Source organism: Actinoplanes siamensis (assembly GCF_016862395.1).
GTDB classification, from domain to species: Bacteria; Actinomycetota; Actinomycetes; order Mycobacteriales; family Micromonosporaceae; genus Actinoplanes; species Actinoplanes siamensis.
This window is the reverse complement of sequence record NZ_BOMW01000008.1, coordinates 65,729-80,238: the sequence shown is the minus strand read 5'-3', so window position 1 is coordinate 80,238 and position 14,510 is coordinate 65,729. Positions and strand designations below refer to the sequence as shown.

The 14,510-nt window shown below is 72.2% G+C and carries 15 protein-coding genes; 7 read left to right on the top strand and 8 right to left on the bottom strand.

Annotated features, from left to right (window positions below; all coding sequences use genetic code 11):
- Nucleotides 1-3: 3 nt before the first annotated feature.
- The gene (locus Asi03nite_RS03915) at nucleotides 4-1,269 is read left to right on the top strand and encodes a vWA domain-containing protein (protein ID WP_203677002.1); all 1,266 of its coding nucleotides are present in this window, start codon (nucleotides 4-6) and stop codon (nucleotides 1,267-1,269) included.
- Nucleotides 1,266-1,916: an FHA domain-containing protein gene (locus tag Asi03nite_RS03910; RefSeq protein ID WP_203677001.1), complete on the top strand. Its 651-nt coding sequence runs from the start codon at nucleotides 1,266-1,268 to the stop codon at nucleotides 1,914-1,916. Before Asi03nite_RS03915 ends, Asi03nite_RS03910 begins: the two co-directional genes overlap by 4 nt.
- Here Asi03nite_RS03910 and Asi03nite_RS03905 read toward each other — a convergent pair.
- The gene (locus Asi03nite_RS03905; RefSeq protein WP_203677000.1) at nucleotides 1,897-2,415 is read right to left on the bottom strand and encodes a snapalysin family zinc-dependent metalloprotease; all 519 of its coding nucleotides are present in this window, start codon (nucleotides 2,413-2,415) and stop codon (nucleotides 1,897-1,899) included. The genes Asi03nite_RS03910 and Asi03nite_RS03905 overlap by 20 nt on opposite strands.
- A gap of 382 nt (nucleotides 2,416-2,797) precedes the next feature.
- Here Asi03nite_RS03905 and Asi03nite_RS03900 point away from each other — a divergent pair, with 382 nt between their 5' ends.
- Nucleotides 2,798-3,049, top strand: a complete 252-nt coding sequence (locus Asi03nite_RS03900) for a hypothetical protein (protein ID WP_203676999.1) — start codon at nucleotides 2,798-2,800, stop codon at nucleotides 3,047-3,049.
- A gap of 157 nt (nucleotides 3,050-3,206) precedes the next feature.
- Here the strand turns inward: Asi03nite_RS03900 and Asi03nite_RS03895 are convergent, their stop codons facing one another.
- On the bottom strand, nucleotides 3,207-4,052 hold the full coding sequence (locus Asi03nite_RS03895; RefSeq protein WP_239102361.1) for an inositol monophosphatase family protein: 846 nt from the start codon (nucleotides 4,050-4,052) through the stop codon (nucleotides 3,207-3,209).
- 77 nt (nucleotides 4,053-4,129) lie between these two features.
- On the opposite strand from Asi03nite_RS03895, the gene Asi03nite_RS03890 reads away from it, so the two are divergent.
- The 3 genes from Asi03nite_RS03890 (at nucleotide 4,130) to Asi03nite_RS03880 (ending at nucleotide 7,027) form a co-directional block, all read left to right on the top strand.
- On the top strand, nucleotides 4,130-4,846 hold the full coding sequence (locus Asi03nite_RS03890; protein WP_203676998.1) for a TetR/AcrR family transcriptional regulator: 717 nt from the start codon (nucleotides 4,130-4,132) through the stop codon (nucleotides 4,844-4,846).
- 69 nt (nucleotides 4,847-4,915) lie between these two features.
- On the top strand, nucleotides 4,916-6,637 hold the full coding sequence (locus Asi03nite_RS03885; RefSeq protein ID WP_203676997.1) for an AMP-dependent synthetase/ligase: 1,722 nt from the start codon (nucleotides 4,916-4,918) through the stop codon (nucleotides 6,635-6,637).
- Nucleotides 6,638-6,646: 9 nt separating this feature from the next.
- Nucleotides 6,647-7,027, top strand: coding sequence for a VOC family protein (locus tag Asi03nite_RS03880; RefSeq protein ID WP_203676996.1), 381 nt, complete (start codon nucleotides 6,647-6,649; stop codon nucleotides 7,025-7,027).
- A 158-nt stretch (nucleotides 7,028-7,185) separates the two neighbouring features.
- Here Asi03nite_RS03880 and Asi03nite_RS03875 read toward each other — a convergent pair whose 3' ends face one another.
- From Asi03nite_RS03875 to Asi03nite_RS03865, 3 genes are all read right to left on the bottom strand, one after another.
- Nucleotides 7,186-7,539 carry an STAS domain-containing protein gene (locus Asi03nite_RS03875; protein ID WP_203676995.1) on the bottom strand — a complete coding sequence of 118 codons (354 nt, stop codon included), beginning with the start codon at nucleotides 7,537-7,539 and terminating at the stop codon, nucleotides 7,186-7,188.
- Nucleotides 7,536-8,366 carry an ATP-binding protein gene (locus tag Asi03nite_RS03870; protein ID WP_203676994.1) on the bottom strand — a complete coding sequence of 277 codons (831 nt, stop codon included), beginning with the start codon at nucleotides 8,364-8,366 and terminating at the stop codon, nucleotides 7,536-7,538. Before Asi03nite_RS03870 ends, Asi03nite_RS03875 begins: the two co-directional genes overlap by 4 nt.
- A gap of 165 nt (nucleotides 8,367-8,531) precedes the next feature.
- Complete coding sequence (locus Asi03nite_RS03865) at nucleotides 8,532-11,294, bottom strand: DEAD/DEAH box helicase (protein WP_203676993.1); 2,763 nt, start codon at nucleotides 11,292-11,294, stop codon at nucleotides 8,532-8,534.
- An 86-nt stretch (nucleotides 11,295-11,380) separates the two neighbouring features.
- On the opposite strand from Asi03nite_RS03865, the gene Asi03nite_RS03860 reads away from it, so the two are divergent.
- Nucleotides 11,381-12,106: an HAD family hydrolase gene (locus Asi03nite_RS03860; RefSeq protein ID WP_239102360.1), complete on the top strand. Its 726-nt coding sequence runs from the start codon at nucleotides 11,381-11,383 to the stop codon at nucleotides 12,104-12,106.
- Nucleotides 12,107-12,269: 163 nt separating this feature from the next.
- On the opposite strand, the gene Asi03nite_RS03855 is transcribed toward Asi03nite_RS03860, so the two are convergent.
- The 3 genes from Asi03nite_RS03855 to tatC form a co-directional block, all read right to left on the bottom strand.
- Nucleotides 12,270-12,467, bottom strand: a complete 198-nt coding sequence (locus Asi03nite_RS03855; RefSeq protein WP_203676992.1) for a hypothetical protein — start codon at nucleotides 12,465-12,467, stop codon at nucleotides 12,270-12,272.
- A gap of 42 nt (nucleotides 12,468-12,509) precedes the next feature.
- A complete protein-coding gene (locus Asi03nite_RS03850) occupies nucleotides 12,510-13,409 on the bottom strand; it encodes a diacylglycerol/lipid kinase family protein (protein ID WP_203676991.1) in 900 nt (299 codons plus the stop codon).
- 140 nt (nucleotides 13,410-13,549) lie between these two features.
- Nucleotides 13,550-14,506, bottom strand: a complete 957-nt coding sequence (gene tatC / locus Asi03nite_RS03845; protein ID WP_203676990.1) for a twin-arginine translocase subunit TatC — start codon at nucleotides 14,504-14,506, stop codon at nucleotides 13,550-13,552.
- Between the last annotated feature and the right edge of the window lie 4 nt (nucleotides 14,507-14,510).

The following is a 14,510-nucleotide window of genomic DNA, read 5'->3' as shown; positions in this document are numbered from 1 at the left end:
TCCGTGTCCTACCGCGCCGAGGCTTTTCAGAACGAGTACCTCGCGATGGGCGCCAGCGAGGTCAACGCGATAGTGACGGTGACCTCGTCGGGCGGCGAGGGTGGTCGCCGCACCGCCGAGGCCACCGAGATCATCATCGTCGACGCATCCGGGTCGATGCAGGCCGAGGGCCGGATGGCGGCCGCGCGGCAGGCCGCCAAGGCGGCGGTGAACGCGCTGGACGACGGCGTCCGGTTCGCCATCATCGCCGGCGTCAGCACCGCCCAGCAGCTCTTCCCAGAGCCCGGCCGGCTCGCCGTCGCCGGTCCGCGGTCGCGGGCCGACGCGCTGCGCGACATCGACCGGCTGCAGGCCAGCGGCGGCACCGCGATGGGCGCCTGGCTGCTGCTCGCCGCGCAGCTCTTCGAGCAGCGGCCGGGCGACATCAAACACGCCATCCTGCTCACCGACGGCGACAACGGCGAGCGGTACGGCTATCTGGAGAGCGTCCTGGAGCAGATCGCGGGCCGGTTCGTCTGCGACTCGCGGGGCGTCGGCACCAACTGGAAGGTCTCCGAGCTGCGCAAGATCGCCACGGCGATGCTGGGCACCGTCGACATCGTGGCCCGGCCGGAGGGGCTGACCGCCGCGTTCGAGCAAATGATCACCGGGGCGATGGGCAAGACCTCGGCGGACGTGCAGCTCAAGGTGTGGACGCCGGTCAACGCGTCGGTCCGGTTCGTCAAGCAGGTCGAGCCGCAGGTGATGGACCTGACCGGCAAGCGGGTCGAGGACGGCCCCCGCGCCGGCCGCTATCCGCTCGGCTCGTGGGGCCAGGAGAGCCGCGACTACCACCTCTGCATCGACGTGCCACCGGGCCGGGCCGGTGACGAGATGCTGGCCGCGCGGGTCTCCGTGGTGCAGGGCGACACGGTGCACGCGCAGAGCCTGGTCCGGGCGGTGTGGACGGAGGACACCGCGCTCTCCACCCGGATCAACCGGCAGGTCGCGCACTACACCGGGCAGGCCGAACTGGCCGACGCGATCCAGGAGGGCATCGCCGCCCGCGAGGCCGGCGACGACCGGACCGCGACGCTGAAGTTCGGCCGGGCCGCGCAGCTCGCGCACGCCAGCGGCAATACCGCCACCGAGGAGTTGCTGGCCAGGGTGGTGGAGATCGAGGACGCGACGACCGGCACGGTCCGGCTGCGGCGCAGGGTGAACGCCGCGGACGAGATGGCGCTGGACACCCAGAGCACCAAGACGGTCCGCGTCGGGCGGTCGCAGTGAGCGCTCACACCTGTCCGAACGGGCACGTCTCGGGTGAGGCCGACTACTGCGACACCTGCGGGGCGAAGATTCTCCCGGGTGATGCGCCCTCGCTCGCCGGCACGCCGGCGGCGCCGGTGACGCCGGCGGCGAAAGGCGAGGAGTGCCCGCACTGCGGCACCCCGCGCGGCGGGTCCGCCCGGTTCTGCGAGGACTGCGGCTACGACCACACGACCGGCAAGATGCCACAGCTCACCGAGGCCCCGCCGGAGCCGGACGGGCCCGCCGGGGAGTGGACGGCGACGCTGTTCGCCGACGCGGCCTATTTCGCGCTCAACGAGGCCGAGGGGGTCACGTTCCCGGCCGGCTCCGGCGAGCGGACCGTCACGCTGACCCCGCCGCAGGTCCGGATCGGGCGCAGCAGCACGTCCAAGGGCACCAGCCCGGAAATCGACCTGGCCGACTCCGACCCGGGCGCCTCACACAACCACGCGCTGCTCACGCTCAACGTGGACGGGCAGTGGCTGGTGACCGACCTGGGCTCGACCAACGGGACGTACCTGAACGACGAGGACCAGCCGCTGACCGCGGGGCAGTCACGTGCCCTCAAGGACGGCGACCAGGTCCACGTCGGCGTCTGGACCACCCTTACGCTGCACGCTCCGTGAAATAGCCGGCCGGCACCGGCGCCGAGGTGCCGAAGAGCCGGTTGACGGTGGCCGCCTCGGTGCTGCTCGGATTCGCGTTCGTGCAGCTCACCGGGGCGCTGCTGCCGGACATGAGGTCGCCGCACAGGCCGGTGCGGCGGTCCGGCAGGCCGAGGATGTGCCCGAACTCGTGCGCGGCGATCCGCGGCTTGTAGTAGCCGTCGTTGACCGCCTCGCGGCCCATGTACCAGTACCCGTTGCCGAGCGACGAGGTGTACGTGCGCGGCCAGCCGTTGTCGGCGTACACCCGGATGTTGGGTGTCCGCCCGGCCGGGACGGGTTCCAGCCGCACGTTGGTGACCCGGCTGTTCCAGATCTGCGCGCCCTGGTCGACCACGGCGACGAACTCCTGTGCCTGGCTCGCGTCGTAGTAGAGCACCCGGACTGCGGCCTGTGCCGGGGTGGCCCAGGCCAGCGCGAACACGAACACCAACGCGGCGGCGACTCTCTTCATCAGCATGCCCCGACCCTACGAAAGACAACGATCGATATCGATATATCCAGTCATACCGATACCGACCTACGACCCGCGTGATGTCAGCGGTTCCGCGGGAGCGCGGGGAGTCGCTAGGCTTTCCACACCTTTTCCGGCGCGCAAGGGAGATGAGCATGCGCCTCGACATGGACCCGGTCGCCGCCTCGCCGCGAGAGCGCGCCGTCTGAGCTGTTCCCGCAGGTGCCGGCTCCTCGCCGCGAGCGGTCCCCCACGACCGCTCTCGGCGCGCTGCTGCCGGCGGTGGTCGCGCCGGACCGCCTGGAACGGGCGAACGCCCGGCTCGGGGCGACGTTCACCATCGCCTATCAGTTCGCGGCCCTTCGGAGTGCACACGACGCTATGGGGCGTGCTGGTCTCGGCGATCCGCCAGCGGGCCGTGCCGGATCCGCTGCGCGGGCGGGTGGGCAGCGTGCACGGCCTGCTGGAGACCGGCGGAGCGGCGCTCGGATGGCTGCGCGGGGCGGTGCTCACGCAGTTCTGGACGGTCACCACGCCGTTCTGGATCGCGGCGTTCGCGATGGTGGTGGTCACTGCCGCGGCCTGGCGCCCGGTCTCGCTCTCCAGCCCGATTCCCGGTACTGCGTCAGCCCGCCCGTGACCGGCCCGGCGGCCCCGGTCCGGCGGGCCGGGGACGCCCTCCCACCGGCACCGTCAGGCAGCGCCCACGCCCAGGTGTCCCCGGCCGACAGGCCGGGCACGCCGGTGCGCGGGCGTCCCCGGCCCGACAGTCCCGGGGTGTCGGGTTGCCGAAGCCGTCAAGCGCCGCCCGCGCCGGAGCGCCGCGGGATGCCCCTGGAGTCCGCTGTCTGCGCCTTCTCCTTCCGCAGGATGCGCAACGACTCCTCCAGCAGGGCCGGGTCACTGGCGAACACGAACGGGCCCCGGTCCGGGCGGTCCTGGCCGGCCAGGCCACGGAACACGCCGCCGGCCTCCGGGATGATCACCGAGCTGGCCGCGAAGTCCCAGATCTCCCCGCCGGTCTGCACCGCCACGTCCAGGTCGCCCTGCGCCACCAGCAGCGGCGGGTGCACCGGCCACGGCTCCTCGGCCGCCACCTCGACCAGCGGCGCCGCGACCTCCCGGCCCCAGTCGATCGGCACCACCCCGAGCCGGGCCGCACCGATCTCCGGCGGCGGGCCGGCGACCCGGATCCGCTCGGCGTCCACCAGGGCTCCGTCCGTGACCCGCCCCCGGTACGCCCCCCGCCCGCGCTCCGCCCACCAGCCCAGGCCCTGCGCGGGCACGATCTGGACGCCGACCGTCACCACGCCGTCCACCTCGAGGGCGATCAGAACCAGCCACCGGTTGTCGCCACGAACGAAGAGCGCCGTGCCGTCGATCGGATCGATGATCCACCGGCGACCGTTTCCGCTCACCGTCTCGCCGTGCTCCTCGCCGAGGATCGCGTCGTCCGGCCGGGCCGCGGTGAGTACGTCGCGGATCGCGTTCTCGACCGCGCGGTCGGCGAGCGTCACCACGCTTCCGTCCTTCTTCGTCTCCTGCGGCAGGTCCGCGATCACCGCGAAGTGGCGAAGCGCCTCGCCGGCGCCGGTCAATGCGGCCCGCTGGGCCAATTCCAGATCCGTCTCCACAAGCTTCATCCTGCCCAATCGACGCGGAGCTCTTGTCGGGTGACGCCGAACGGCGTGGGAAGGTTGGAGTAACCACACGTACTCAGATGGGACCTCCGCCCGTGCCGGACCGCACCACCAGCGGGGACGCCGGACCCGAACGTGACCGGACGCCCAGCGGGAAGGCCGCGCCCGCCCTCGATCGCATCGCCAGTGGCGTCATCTTCACGGTCCCGGCGGCTCTGCCCCGCGGCCGCCACGAACTGCCCCGCGAGCGGGTCGTCGCGGCGCAGCGGGAGAAGATGCTGATCGCCGCGACCGAGTTGCTGGCCGGTGTCGGTCACCGGGCCTTCGGGGTGCGCGAGATCTGCGCCCGGGCGTCGGTGTCGCGCGCCGCGTTCTACGAGTGCTTCGCCGACAAGGACGCCTGCGTCTACGCCGCCTACGACCGGTTCATCGCGGTGTTCCTGGACCGGCTGGCCGCAGGCGCCGGTGACGACTGGGGCGATGTGGTCGGGGGCTTCGTCACGGCGTACCTGCACGTCCTCACGAGCGACCGGGTCGCGGCCCGCGCCTTCCAGGTGGAGATGGACGCCCTCGGCCGGCCGGCGCGGCAGCGCCGCCGCGAGGCGATCAGGCAGCTCGCGGAGTTCGTCCGCGCGGCGCACCCCGGGAACGCGCCGTTGAGCGCCTGCGTCGGGGCGATCTGCGCGCTGCGCCAGATCGCCTCGGACGCCCTGGACAGCGGCGACCCGCCGGACCTCGTCTCGCTCGCGCCCGAACTGACCGCCTGGCTGACCCGCACGCTCGACGACCCGAACTGACACCTGGCCGACCCGCACGTCAACACCCGAACTGACCGCCTGGCTGATTCCCATGCTGGAGGACCCGAGATGACGCAGACCTGCACCGCGCCCGCCGGCGAGGAGGCCACGCTGGCGAAGCTCCAAGAGCACGAGCCCACCTCGTTCGGCGCGATGTTCCTGGACCGCGCGGCCCGGCAGCCGGACGCCGTCGCCTACCTGCGGCCCGGGCCGGACGGCTGGCAGCCGCAGACCTGGGCACAGACCGCGCGGGCGGTCACCGAGATCGCGGCCGGGCTGCTCGCGCTCGGACTGCGGCCCGAGGACCGGGTGGCCATCATCAGCGGCACCCGGGTGGAGTGGATCGAGGCGGACTTCGGAGTGATGTGCGCCGGGGGCGCCACCACCACTGTCTACCCGTCGTCGTCACCGGACGAGGTCGCCCACATTCTGACCGATTCCGGCAGTCGTTTCGCCATTGTCGAAAGCCCCGATCTCCTTTCCGGAACGATTTTCGACGGTACGCCGGTCGAGCACCTCATCTTGATCGACGGCAACGATCCGCGGGCTATGCCGATGGCCGACCTGCGTGCGCTCGGCGCCCCTGCCGCGGTCCGCGAGGCCGTCGCCCGGGTCCGTCCGGACGACCTGGCCACGCTGATCTACACCTCCGGCACGACAGGGCTGCCCAAGGGCGTGCGCGTCACCCACCGCGCGTGGATCTACCAGGGCCTGGCGATCCAGGCGATGGGCATCGTGCACCCCGACGACCTGGGCTATCTCTGGCTGCCGCTGTCCCACGCGTTCGGCAAGGCGCTGCTGAGCTGTCAGCTCTCGGTCGGCTTCCGGTTCGCCGTGGACGGCGACGTCAGCCGGATCGTCCAGCGACTGGCCGAGGTGCGCCCCACCATCATGCCGGCCGTCCCGCGGATCTTCGAGAAGGTGTACGCCGCGGTGGGCGCCGCTCCCGGCGTACGGAATCGGCTTCTGCGCTGGGCCGTGGGTGTCGCGGAAAAGCGCAAGTCGGGCTGGCGGTTCCTGATCGCCGACCGCCTGGTCCTGTCGAAGGTGCGGGCGCGTTTCGGCGGGCGGATGCGGTTCTTCATCTCCGGGGCGGCGGCGCTCTCCCCCGACATCGCGCGCTGGTTCGACGCGATCGGGCTGCCGATCGCCGAGGGTTACGGCCTCACCGAGTCGTGCGCGACGACGATCTTCAACCGGCCGGACCGCCCGGAGTACGGGACGGTCGGCAGGCCGCTGCCCGGCACGTCGGTGCGGATCGCCGAGGACGGCGAGGTCCTGCTGCGCGGGCCCGGCCTGATGCAGGGCTACCACCGGCTCGACTCCGGATCAGTCCTGGTCGACGGCTGGCTGCACACCGGGGACATCGGGGAGATCACCCCGCACGGCTCGCTGCGGATCACCGACCGCAAGAAGGACCTGATCAAGACGTCGAACGGGAAGTACGTGGCGCCGCAGGCGATCGAGTCGCGGTTCAAGGCGATCTGCCCGCTCGCCGGGCAGGTCGTGGTGCACGGGGAGAAACGCAAGTACATCACCGCGCTGATCGACCTCGATCCGGACGCGCTCGCCGCCTCGGGGATCACCGGGGCGGCGGCGATCCGCGCGGAACTGCAGGCCTGCGTCGACCGGCTCAACCAGACCCTCAACCCGTGGGAGACGATCAAGCGGTTCGCGGTCCTCGACCAGCCGCTGAGCATCGAGAACGGCGAGCTGACGGCATCGCTCAAGCTGCGCCGGCGGGTGATCGAGGAGCGTTACCGCCCGGTGCTGGACGGTCTCTACACGTAGAGTCGGATCATGCATCGAAGCCGGTTGTACGGAATCTTCATCGACACCCCGGCCGGCGAGGCCGACGCCGCGATCACCTTCTGGGCGGCGGCCCTCGGCGGATCCTCCCGCCAGGTGCCCGGGGAGCCGGCGTTCACCCAGATCACCGGCGCCGTGCCGGGGCTGGCGGTCGACGTGCAGTCCATCGGCGACCAGGCGCGGTACCACGTGGACATCGAGACCGACGACGTCGAGGCGGAGGCGGCGCGGCTGCTGCGGCTGGGCGCGGTGCTGGTGACCGACCACGGCGGGCACAAGATCCTGCGGGCTCCGGGCGGGCATCTGCTGTGCGTGGTGCCGGTGCAGAGCGCGGAGCACTTCTTCGCCATCGAGGCCGAGGTGTGGCCCTGAGCCGGTGATCTCCGAGTTCACCCGGCCGGCGACGAGCAGCCCCGCACACCCCTCACTCCCGGCCCGGCACGCACCGGCTGGCAACCAGAGGCCCCTCAATCCGTCCGAGACACCCCCACCGCCGGCCCGCCGGCCGGCAGCCAGAGCCGCGGCCGCCCTCAGTCCACGCTGAACAACTCGGCGGCCCGCGTGGCCCACAGCAGCCAGCGCAGGTGCGGCTGGGGATTGCGCAGATGGCACGTGGCGTCCCGGGCCTGCGCCACACAGCGCGCCGCCACCAGCATGCGCAAGCCGGCCGCGTCGCAGAAGTCGACATCTGTCACGTCGATGTGGATCTGGCGGACCGGCATGCTCAGGCCGAGCACGTCGTACACCCGGGTGAGGTCGTAGAGCTGGGTCTGCAGGGCGGTCACCGACATCGCGTCGAGGCTGCCCCGCAGGTGGATCGTCAGCCGGTCGCCGGTGCGCGCGCCGGCGATTCTCGTGCCCGCGAAGGCGGGATCTGGGGTCATGACGGCACCTCCGGCCGGTTGCGCAGGATCGCCCACACCAGTTTCCCGCCTCGGGCCGGTAAAGCGCCCCACGCCGACGCCGCAGCTCCCACTATTCGCAGACCCAGACCCCGGTCGGTGAGCGCCGGGCCGAGCGGGCCGGGCACCGGGTCGCGGACCTGCGGCAGATCCGGGCTGCCGTCGTAGACCGCCAGGTGCAGCGCCGCGGTGGCGTCCTCGCCGCGCGGTGACACGATCACCTCGATGTCGGTGCCGGCGTGCTCGGCCGCGTTGACCACCAGCTCGGAGACGACCAGCCGGCCGCGTTGCAACAGGTACGGCAGGTCCCAGCCCGCGCAGGCGTCGCTGATCAGGGACCGGGCCAGGGTCGCGGCGGCCGGGTCGGGCGGCAGGGCCAGGTGCATCCGGTCGATCGGCGGGCGGCGATGCGCCAGGGCGGTGCGGGCCTGCCCGACCGAGGCGTACATGACCAGCCAGTCCCGGGCGCCGAGCCGGCGCAGGCGGCGGGCCAGCGGGGTGGGCGCCGGCAGGCACACGCAGATCGCGATCGGCGGCCGCATCGCGGCGCCCTGCGCGCACAGGGTGAGCCAGAGCGCGGCGCTGACCGCGCGGGTGTCGCTCAGCCGGTGCAGGTCGACGATCATGCCGGTGGGATGCTCGGCCAGGCACTTGTCCAGCACGGTGCGGGCCCGCCAGGACAGGTGACGATCCCAGGGGCCGCACACGGTCACTTCGATGACCGCCGTGTCCGGGTCGATGACGGCCTTCACCGATTCGTCTGGTGCGTCCCCGGACCACCCGATCAGATGCGGCGAGTCCGCGGCCATGTCCTCCTCTTCCGGGCGAACGCACTCAGCAACATCAATCACTGTCGCCCGCAATTCTTGAATTGTCCCAAAGACACCGTCAACGCAGATTCACCATGCGCCGATGATCGCGGCCACCGAGCCGGCCTCCGAACCGGAAGCCGGTCCGGGACCGAGCCGGATCCCTCAGAGACCGCCCTGGTACGCCAGCACCCCCCGGTTCACCGCGGTGATGGCCTTACGCGCGGTCTCCTTGACGCTGGGCGACGCCGCCGAGGCCTCCCGGATCTGCCCGAGCAGGTCGAGCACCTGCCGGGCCCACCGCACGAAGTCGCCGGCCGGCATGTCCGCTTCGTAGTTGTGCCCGCTGGCCAGCACCCGGGCCAGCGGCTCACCGCGCGCCCACCGGTACATCGGCCAGACGAACCCCGGGTCGGGCTCGCGGGTCAGCGTCAGCCCGTGCTCCGCCTCGTCCGCCGCGATCTCGCCCCACAGCTTGGCGCAGGCGTCGACGGCCGCGCTGATCGGCCCCTTGGGAACCGACGCGCGGTCCTCACCCTCGCGGCGGGACTCGTAGAGGACCATGGACACCGCGGCGGCCAACTCCTCCGGGTCCAGCCCGTCCCACACGCCCTGCCGCACGCACTCGGCGACCAGCAGGTCGGCCTCGGACCAGATCCGGCCCAGCATCCGGCCGGCCTCGGTGACCTCGCCGTCGCCGGACAGGTAGCCGCGGCCGGTGAGCACCGAGCAGACCTGGTCGAACGTGCGGGCCAGCGACCCGGTGCGCCCGGCCACCTTGTCGCGCAGCGCGTCGGTGTCGCGCTGCAGCCGGTGCCGCCGCTCGGCCCAGCGGGCGTGCTCCTCGCGGTCCGCGCAGGCGTGGCACGGGTGCTGCCGCAGACGCACCTTGAGCAGCGCGATCTCGGCGTCCTCCCCCGGGTTGGCCCGGCTGCGGCCGCCGCGGCGGCGGTCCGGGTGCCGGTCCAGCCCGGTCGCGCTGACCTGCGCGGCCAGGTCACGGCGGGCGCCCGGGGAGCGGTGGTTGAAGTTCTTCGGGACGCGGACGCGGGTGAGCACCTCCACTTCGCCGCCGAAGTCGGCCGGGCTGACCCGGCCGGCCCAGCGGTCCTGGGTGAGCACCAGCGGGCGCGGCTCGCCGAACCCGCCCGCGGCCGGCTCGAGCACGACGGCCAGGCCGGCCCGGCGGCCCTGCGGCACCCGGATCACGTCACCGATCCGCAGCCTCGCCAGGGACTCGTTGGCGGCCGAGCGGCGCTGCGCCACACCCTGGCGGGCCAGCGCCTTCTCCCGGTCGGCGATGGCGACGCGAATCCCGAAGTACTCGTCGAAGTCGCCGTGGTGGCAGGCGGCGTCCGTCCCGTACGTCTCCATGGTTTCGACGTTGCGCTGCACCTGCCGGGCCAGGCCGACCACCGAACGGTCCGCCTGGAACTGGGCGAACGACGACTCCAGCAGCTCACGAGACTTCTCCGCGCCGACCGTGCCGACCAGATTGACCGCCATGTTGTACGACGGGCGGAAGGACGACCGCAGCGGATAGGTGCGCGTGGAGGCCAGGCCGGCCACGTGCCGCGGATCGACCTCGGGGCTCCAGAGCACCACGGCGTGGCCCTCGACGTCGATGCCGCGGCGCCCAGCCCGGCCGGTGAGCTGCGTGTACTCCCCCGGGGTGAGGTCGACGTGGGCCTCGCCGTTGAACTTGACCAGGCGTTCCAGGACCACGCAGCGGGCCGGCATGTTGATGCCCAGCGCCAGCGTCTCGGTCGCGAACACCGCCTTGACCAGACCGTTGACGAAGCACTCCTCGACCGCCTCCTTGAAGGCGGGCAGCATGCCGGCGTGGTGCGCGGCGATGCCCCGTTCCAGCCCGTCCAGCCACTCCCAGTAGCCCAGCACGGACAGGTCCTCGGCGGGGATGCTGGCCACCTTGGCCTGGGCGATCCGGCGGATCTCGGCGCGCTCCTCCGGCCCGGTGAGCCGCAGGCCGGCGCCGAGGCACTGCTGCACCGCCGCGTCGCAGCCGGCCCGGCTGAAGATGAACAGGATGGCCGGCAGCAGCCCGGCGCGCTCCAGACGGTCGACCACCTCGGCGCGGGGCGGCGGCTGCCAGCGGCGGCCCCGGCCACCACCGCGCCCGTTCCACCCGCCGGCGCGCTCGCCCATCTCCAGGCGACGCTCCATCTCACGCGCGTAGCGGAGCAGCTCGGGGTGGACGTCGTGTTTCTTGGCCGCGTCGGCGTCGTGGAACAGGTCGAACATCCGCCGGCCGACCAGCATGTGCTGCCAGAGCGGGACCGGCCGGTGCTCGCTGACCACCACCTCGGTCTTGCCGCGGACGGTGACGAGCCAGTCGGCGAACTCCTCGTAGTTGCTCACCGTGGCGGAGAGTGAGACCAGCGTCACCGAGGACGGGAGGTGGATGATCACTTCTTCCCAGACCGCGCCCCGGAACCGGTCGGCCAGGTAGTGCACCTCGTCCATCACCACGTAGGCGAGGTTCTTCAGCTGGGTGGAGCCCGAATAGAGCATGTTGCGCAGGACCTCGGTGGTCATCACCACCACCGGGGCGTCCGCGTTGATCACGTTGTCGCCGGTGAGCAGGCCGACCTTCTCCGGCCCGTACCGATCGACGAGGTCGTGGAACTTCTGGTTGGACAGCGCCTTGATCGGCGTCGTGTAGAAGCACTTGCGCTCCCCCGAACGCAACGCCAGGTGCACCGCGAACTCGCCGACCACGGTCTTGCCGGCGCCGGTCGGCGCGCAGACCAGCACGCCGTTGCCCCGCTCCAGCACCTCGCACGCCTCGCGCTGGAAGTCGTCCAGGTCGAAGCCCACGTCGAGCATGAAGTCGTCGAGCGCCGGGAACTCGGCGACTCGCGCCGCCCGCCGCTTGGATTCCGCATACCGTTCGGCGGGACTAGTCATGAACACAAGGCTAATCCGCCGGTATGACAATCTGCGACACGGTAGTGGCCGTCGGGAGGCGAATCGGGCATCGGTAAGGTGCACGAGTGCCGCAGACCACCGAACCTCCCCAGTCCGCGCGGCTCGTGGAAGCCGTGCTCTTCGACTTCCACGGCACACTCGCCCAGGTCGAAGACCCGGTGACCTGGGTCGTGGCGGCAGCCGCGGCGTGCGGCGCCGAGTTGGGGCTGGCCAAGGCCACGATCCTGGCGGATCGCCTGGTCACCGCCGGTCGCGCCGGTGGCCCGCTGCCGCACCGGGTGCCCCCGCACCTGGCCGAGCACTGGGCCGACCGGGATCTCTACGAGCGCAGCCACCGCGCCGCGTACACCGGCCTGGCCTCGACCGTGCACACCGATGTCGAGGGACTGGCCGACGCGCTCTACGACAGGTTGCTGGTTCCGGAGGGCTGGTTGCCTTATCCGGACACCGAGCCGACGCTGCGGCGGCTGCACGAGGCCGGGATCAAGGTGGCCGTGGTGAGCAACATCGGCTTCGACATCCGACCACACTTCGCCCACTGGGGCCTGAGCGGGCTGGTCGACGCGTTCGCGCTGAGCTACGAGGTGGGCCGGGCGAAACCGGACCCGGCGATCTTCCTGCGCGCCTGCGGCATGCTCGGCGTTGATCCGGAACGGACGCTGATGGTGGGTGACACGCCAGCCGACGCCGGCGCCGTGCAGGCCGGCTGCGCGGCCCTGGTCCTGCCGGCCGCGGAGGCCGGCCGCAACAACGGCCTGGGCGCCACGCTGGCGCTGGCCGGCTGCAACTGATCAGACGGTACGCGACGCGAGCCGGGCCGTACCCTGGCCTGTCCCGCGTCACCGGCACACAGCCGGACCCCGGCGGTGTCTCGAACCTCTCCCGACACCCCTGGAGACCGGCCGGGAACCACGAGCCGCGAGCCGGCGCCGGACCGGGTGGCGTGCCGAGGTCTCAGAGGTAGCGGTCGAGGATGGTGCCGCGACGCGCGCCCTTGCCGGCGGCGGCCGGCCCGGCCGCGGCCGGGCCGCCGACCTGGGAGTTGGTGGCCGCCTCGGCGATCGCCTTGAACGCCTCGCGGGCGTTGCCGAGGACGGACGTCGCGAGGGAGGCCATCGAGGACGTGTTAGCGGAGACCGTGTTCATCGCCATGCCCTCAGATTCGGGCCGCTCCCGCGGAAACTGACAGCCGGCTCAGCGGAGCAACCGGATCGCACCCGGCACACATGTCAAGTCCAGCGGCAACGGCCCGAGCCGCTCGCCGTCGGCGTACCCGACGATGCCGTCGGCGTGCACCCGCACGTGCCGGCCGCGCAGCACGGTGACCCGCGGGTCGGTGACGTGCGTGCCCTGCCGCAGCCCCGGTGTGAGCCGGGCCAGCCCGCCCCGGCCCAGCGGCCGCGCCCAGATCACGTCGAGCAGCCCGTCGGCCGGGTCGGCGCCGGGCAGGATCCGCATGCCGCCGCCGTAACTGGCCGCGTTCCCGACCGCGACGATCTCCGCGGCCACGGTGCGCACCTCGCCGTCGATCTCCAGCGTGTAGGACCGCGCCCTCAGCCGTGCCAGCTCCAGCACGATGGCCAGGTCGTAGCGGCGCGGGCCGCGTGGCCGCGCCATCCGGTTGGCGCGCTCGTTCACCAGGGCGTCGAACCCCGCGGCGAGCACCGCACAGAACCACCTCTCGCGCCCGGCGGCATCCGCCGCCAGGACGGCGTCGAACCGGTGGTCCCGGCCCGCGCGCAGGGCCGCGGCGATCCCGGCGGCGGCTTGCAGAGGATCTCCCGGTACGCCCGTGGCGCTCGCGAAGTCGTTCCCGGTCCCCGCCGCGACGATGCCGAACCCGACCGCCCGCCCCGCCACGGCCTGCAGCACCCGGTGCACAGTGCCGTCCCCGCCCACAGCGACCAGCGCGACCGCGCCGTCCGCCACGGCCCGGTGACAGACCTGCTCGGCGGCGGCCCCGCTGTCCGCCTCCAGCAGCCGCACCGGCCGGCCGGCCGCACCCAGCTCCTGCAGGACCCCGGGAAGCAGACCGCGGTGCCGGCCCCGCCCCGCCCGGGGATTGGCCAGCACCGCGATGAAGTCGCCAGTCACAGCCGAGCACGGTACCGCGTCGGCCGCGAAACGCCGCCGGCGAGGCGGCGGCTGATCTCCTGGCGCCCGCGGGGTTCGCGGGACGCGGGCGATCAGCTGCCTCCTCGCCGGTGTCCGACCGTCGACGTGGAGCGGCCGGGCTAGGTCATGTCGTCGAAGCGCCGCTCGATCGGGCGTGGGGCCTCCACCGGGGCCGGCGCCTCGACCGGGGTGGGCGCGGCGATCGGATCGGAGGCGGCGACCGGGACGCGCTCCTCCTCCAGGGTGGAGATCTCGTCGTCCGACAGGTCCGCGTAGATCTCCTTGCCGCGGCCCTTGCGCCGGTCGTTGATCATCGCGACGCCGACGGCGACGAAATACAGCGCCGAGATGCACGCCGCCAGCAGGGTCATGCCGAACGGGCCCGGGTCGGGAGTGGCGATCGCCGCGAACACGAACGCCAGGAACACCACGGCCCGCCACCAGCTGAGCAGCCGGCGACCGGTGACCACGCCGGTAAAGTTCAGCATCAGCAGCAGCAGCGGGAACTCGAACGCCGCGCCGAACAGCAGCAGCATGTTCATCACGAAGCCGACGTACGACGTGACCTCGAGTTTCGTGGGCTCGCCCAGCACACCGCTCTCCATGATGAAGCGGAGGCTGTGGCCGATCACGAAGTACGCCAGGATGACGCCGGCGCTGAACAGCGGGACGGCGATGGCGACGAACACGTACGCCCACTTGCGCTCGTGCCGGTGCAGGCCGGGGGCGACGAAGGCCCAGAGCTGGTAGAGCCAGACCGGCGAGCCGACGAGCAGGCCGACCCAGAGCGCGATCTTGAGGCGCAGCATCAGCTGGTCGGTGACCGCCAACGTGATGAACTCGCAGCTGCCCGTGTTCGGGTTGAGCGAGCTGGGCAGGACGCAGTAGGGAGCCTTCAGGAGGTCGAAGGCCCACTTGGAGATGACGAAGCCGACGATCAGGCCGACGACGATGCCGAGCGAGGCGACGAAGAGCCGGCTGCGCAACTCCCGCACGTGCTCGATGAGCGTCATCGAGCCGTCGGCGGCCTGCTCGAACTTGCTCGGGCCCTTGTTACGGCGCAGGCTCAGTGCCATCGAT

Bases quoted from the DNA above. Each gene is read 5' to 3' on its own strand.
- Asi03nite_RS03905 (WP_203677000.1), bottom strand. From the start codon at position 2,415: ATGCTGATGAAGAGAGTCGCCGCCGCGTTGGTGTTCGTGTTCGCGCTG.
- Asi03nite_RS03895 (WP_239102361.1), bottom strand. From the start codon at position 4,052: ATGAAGCTTGTGGAGACGGATCTGGAATTGGCCCAGCGGGCCGCATTG.
- Asi03nite_RS03890 (WP_203676998.1), top strand. From the start codon at position 4,130: ATGGGACCTCCGCCCGTGCCGGACCGCACCACCAGCGGGGACGCCGGA.
- Asi03nite_RS03885 (WP_203676997.1), top strand. From the start codon at position 4,916: ATGACGCAGACCTGCACCGCGCCCGCCGGCGAGGAGGCCACGCTGGCG.
- Asi03nite_RS03880 (WP_203676996.1), top strand. From the start codon at position 6,647: ATGCATCGAAGCCGGTTGTACGGAATCTTCATCGACACCCCGGCCGGC.
- Asi03nite_RS03875 (WP_203676995.1), bottom strand. From the start codon at position 7,539: ATGACCCCAGATCCCGCCTTCGCGGGCACGAGAATCGCCGGCGCGCGC.
- Asi03nite_RS03870 (WP_203676994.1), bottom strand. From the start codon at position 8,366: ATGGCCGCGGACTCGCCGCATCTGATCGGGTGGTCCGGGGACGCACCA.
- Asi03nite_RS03865 (WP_203676993.1), bottom strand. From the start codon at position 11,294: ATGACTAGTCCCGCCGAACGGTATGCGGAATCCAAGCGGCGGGCGGCG.
- Asi03nite_RS03855 (WP_203676992.1), bottom strand. From the start codon at position 12,467: ATGGCGATGAACACGGTCTCCGCTAACACGTCCTCGATGGCCTCCCTC.
- tatC (WP_203676990.1), bottom strand. From the start codon at position 14,506: ATGGCACTGAGCCTGCGCCGTAACAAGGGCCCGAGCAAGTTCGAGCAG.